Raw genomic sequence first — 4,182 nt, forward strand, 5'->3', positions numbered from 1 at the left:
ATAATAGGCAAGGTTCTTTTGCGGAGGTTAAGAAAAAGCAAAGTGACCAAAAACCGTCCGGAAATTTCTGAGGTTTGCGGCTAGAACCCCTAGAAAGTGAAGCACTGGGTTTTTATAGCTTGATGTACTTTTTTACTCGCCTAAATGCTCAATTAAATGAGTCTTACAGGTTGTTAAGCCACGTGTATGATTAGCTTCTAGACACTCCTGGCGAAGGAAATTGCTTCGTCGATACGCTACTCGAATCCCCACTCACTGGCGTTCTTTGTTCCGAGTCTCCCTGCGCTTTCCCTCGCCACAGCAAGTTTTGGAAGGGGCCTATTGAGCAAATTCAGTGTTCTCTAGTTGAAATTATCAGATTGTGATAAAATTCAAGCCATTTTTTCTGCTGTTGTGTACAGGACATGCAAGACGACTACAGCCAATTTGAAAAACGTAAGCAAGATCATATTGCGCTTGCTTTGATGCAAAGCAACCAAGCCAGTGAGATGAATGTATTGGATCAAGTATCTTTGTGTCACGAAGCGCTCCCCGATATTGATTTTAATGAGCTCGTTATAGAAAGTCAGCGTTTTGGCCAAACTATTGCGAAACCATTTTTTGTCAGTTCTATGACAGCGGGGCATCATGATGCGGTTAATATTAATCGCAACCTGATTGCTGCGTGTGCAGCAAGCGGCTGGGCTATGGGAGTTGGTTCTCAGCGTCGTGAATTAACAGATAATCAGGCTGCTTTTGAGTGGCAATCTCTGCGTCGGGATTTTCCCGAGGTAAGTTTGTTTAGTAATTTAGGTATTGCTCAGTTAATTAATACACCACTTACTCAAATCCAACGTTTAACCGAAGCCTTGCAAGCTAAAGCGTTGATTATTCATTGCAATCCGTTACAAGAAGCAATTCAACCGGAAGGAACTCCACAATTTAAAGGTTGTTGGAGCGCACTAGCCAAATTAGTGGCTACACTGCCTTTACCAATTGTCATTAAAGAAACAGGCTGTGGGTTCTCCCTATCTACTTTACGTCGTTTAAATGATCTTGGAATTGCAGCGGTTGATGTCAGTGGTCTTGGTGGTACGCACTGGGGGAGAATTGAGGGACATCGTGCTGCTGAAGGAAGTATCAAGCATAAGACGTCGGTCACTTTTCGCAATTGGGGAATAGACACCGTACAAAGTGTTAACAATGCGGCATCGTTGAGGCCGACCTTTGAAATATGGGGATCTGGCGGTGTCCGTCATGGTTTGGATGCAGCAAAATTATTTGCGCTTGGCGCCACGTCAGTAGGTTTTGCCAAACCAATGCTAGATGCAGCCTTGCAAAGTGCACAGCAGGTGCATGAGTTAATGGCATCTATTGAATATGAGTTAAAGGTTGCCATGTTTTGTACAGGCAGTCGTGTAATCAGTGAGTTGAAGGAGAAGGCATGCTGTTAAGCAGTCAAGCAGGTCAATTATTCCAGGGTTTTTCTAAATTGAATCGCGAGGAAAGATTTCAGCGCTTATTGGAATTAGGTGCACTTACTGCAGAGGATGTAGCCTATTTAGTCAAGGGAGGTGTCAGCGACACGATTCTTGCGGATAAACTTATTGAAAATGTGATTGGTTATTTCCAGCTTCCTTTGGGAGTGGCCACTAATTTTTGTATTGATGGCCAGGATTATGTCATTCCGCTTGCAGTGGAAGAAACCTCTATTATTGCTGCTTTGTCGAAAACCGCGAAATGGATAAGACAGCACGGTGAAATTCAGACTCAGGTTAAGGGTGAATGCATTATTGGTCAAATTCAGCTGGCAAAAGTAGATAATTTGGAGCGTTTTGCTGCGATCTTCCACGAAAATAAGCAATTCTTAATTGAAAAGGCGAATGAAGAAGTTGCCTTTAACATGGTTCGACGGGGTGGTGGCGTGGTTGATTTAGAGTTGCGGCAGTTGCAACGCGAAGACGGCCATAAAATGGCGGTTATTCATTTAATGATGAATAGCTGTGATGCGATGGGTGCAAACATCATTAATCAAGTGCTGGAGTACTTAAAAGGCCCCCTGGAAAATTTAACTGGTGAGCAAGTCACCATGTGCATTTTATCCAACTTGAATGATCAGAAATTAACGACGGCTACAGTGACCATTCGTGATGTTGAGGCCGAGTTAGGGGAGCGTTTACAAGAGGCCTCACTATTCGCTGAAATGGATCCTTATCGTGCAGCAACTCATAACAAGGGTGTGATGAATGGAATTGATCCTGTTTTGATTGCAACAGGCAATGATTGGCGCGCAGTGGAGGCGGGTATTCATGCTTATGCAGCTCGTACAGGTCATTATCAAGCCATAACCCGTTGGCGCTACACGGATGGGGTTCTAACCGGTCAATTGACCGCTCCAATTATTGTGGGCACGGTAGGAGGGGTCACGGCTCTTCATCCCACCGCAAAACTTTGTTTGCGTATGATGGGAATTGAGTCAGCAAACCATTTATCACGGATTATTGCTGCAGTAGGTCTGGTACAAAATCTGGGTGCCATCAAGGCCTTGTGCACTGAGGGTATTATTCAGGGGCATATGAAGTTACATATTGATAATTTACTGATGGTGGCCGGCGCGACTGATAGTGAGATGCCGATATTAAAAGAGCGCTTACAAAGCTGGTTAGTCACTAACAAGCGAGTCAGTTTAAACAATGCTTGTGAATTGTTGACTGAGATAAGGCAGGCGCAGACTGCAACATGAAATGGCGTATTCCTGCAAAAACTTTTTTACTTGGTGAGTATGCCGCTGTGGCTGGTGAATCAGCCATTGTGCTAACCACATCACCTTGTTTTGAATTGTCACTTGCCGACGAGGCAACTATACAAGGTATTCATCCTGAATCACCTGCAGGGCAATGGTGGGCTCATCATCGCATGCCCGAACAGGGACTCCTCTGGCATGATCCTTACCAAGGCAGGGGTGGACTCGGTGCTTCCAGTGCTCAGTTTCTTGCTGTCTATCTTGCCTGCTCTTATTTACTGCATGTAACGCCCAACCGTAAGGCAATGCTGGATGCTTATTATCAATCAGCCTGGCGAGGAGAAGGGTTAAAACCAAGTGGCTATGATGTATTGGCTCAATCACAACACCGCTGTGTATCTATTAATCGTCAGCGAAATGTTATTAAGACCTATGATTGGGTTTTTAAAGATATTTCTTTTTTACTTTTGCATAGCGGGCAGAAATTAGCTACGCATTATCATTTGCAAAGGACAACCTTACCGAGCTCTATTAACCAATTGGCAGTGACAGTCAATTTGGCAGAGGCTGCTTTTGAACAGAACAATAGTGAATGGTTAATACAGGCAGTGAATACCTATCAGCAGCAGCTGGTCGATCTTCACCTGGTAGCCCCTCACAGTTTGCACCATCTAAATACCTTTCGGGCGCAGCCAGATGTGTTGGCTGCTAAAGGCTGTGGCGCCCTGGGAGCGGACGTACTCTTGCTAATAGTTCCTAGTAATTGCTTGAAAGCGAAGGTAAAAAATTTGCGTTTGGATGGGTGGACAATCCTGGCAACCAGCGATGATTTATATACTGGGCGCGCCTTAATGAAAAATAAACCCCATAAAACACTTGAAATTTTACCCTGATCCGGTATGATTCCAGCCTCTTTGGGGCCGTTAGCTCAGTCGGTAGAGCAGGAGGCTTTTAACCTCTGTGTCATAGGTTCGAATCCTATACGGCCCACCATTTTAGCAGTGTATTTCTCACTTCACTAAAATGAGTAGCTGAAAAATTGTTTACCCTGTAAGGGCCGTTAGCTCAGTCGGTAGAGCAGGAGGCTTTTAACCTCTGTGTCATAGGTTCGAATCCTATACGGCCCACCATTTCTGGCTTAGCTGCTGTTTAAAGCTAAAACACAGCGTAACAATCCTGATATTTAAGTTTACTTCACCACAATGCGCTCGTAGCTCAGCTGGATAGAGTACTTGGCTTCGAACCAAGGTGTCGGGGGTTCGAGTCCCTCCGAGCGCGCCATTTAAAGGGTCTTGGGTCTTTCCCATTTGGGCCTCCCCCAAATCCGGGGGCACTTCTTCATCCACACAGCACTCTAACTCGTAGCCTATAATTTTGGGTCTTCCCCAAATCCGGGGGCACTTCACTTATCCACAAAGCACTCTAACTCTTAATCTATAATTTTCAAAATTTCTAAAACC

General features: G+C 44.8%; 3 protein-coding genes and 3 tRNA genes. All 6 read left to right on the top strand.

The features are described 5' to 3' along the window. Nucleotides 1-404: 404 nt before the first annotated feature. The 6 genes from fni to Lfee_RS06400 all read left to right on the top strand — a co-directional run bounded on the left by fni (nt 405) and on the right by Lfee_RS06400 (nt 4,003). The gene (fni, locus tag Lfee_RS06375; protein ID WP_058445036.1) at nt 405-1,433 is read left to right on the top strand and encodes a type 2 isopentenyl-diphosphate Delta-isomerase; all 1,029 of its coding nucleotides are present in this window, start codon (nt 405-407) and stop codon (nt 1,431-1,433) included. Then, nucleotides 1,424-2,722, top strand: a complete 1,299-nt coding sequence (locus tag Lfee_RS06380) for a hydroxymethylglutaryl-CoA reductase, degradative (protein ID WP_058445038.1) — start codon at nt 1,424-1,426, stop codon at nt 2,720-2,722. Before fni ends, Lfee_RS06380 begins: the two co-directional genes overlap by 10 nt. Continuing rightward, nucleotides 2,719-3,615: a mevalonate kinase family protein gene (locus Lfee_RS06385; protein ID WP_058445040.1), complete on the top strand. Its 897-nt coding sequence runs from the start codon at nt 2,719-2,721 to the stop codon at nt 3,613-3,615. Before Lfee_RS06380 ends, Lfee_RS06385 begins: the two co-directional genes overlap by 4 nt. 24 nt (nt 3,616-3,639) lie before the next feature. Beyond that, nucleotides 3,640-3,715 (top strand) — tRNA-Lys (locus Lfee_RS06390). 61 nt (nt 3,716-3,776) lie between these two features. Beyond that, nucleotides 3,777-3,852 (top strand) — tRNA-Lys (locus Lfee_RS06395). 74 nt (nt 3,853-3,926) lie between these two features. Beyond that, nucleotides 3,927-4,003: transfer RNA gene (locus Lfee_RS06400), tRNA-Arg, on the top strand. Nucleotides 4,004-4,182: the final 179 nt, after the last annotated feature.

Origin of the sequence: Legionella feeleii (genome assembly GCF_001467625.1) — a bacterium.
Classification (GTDB): Bacteria; Pseudomonadota; Gammaproteobacteria; order Legionellales; family Legionellaceae; genus Tatlockia; species Tatlockia feeleii.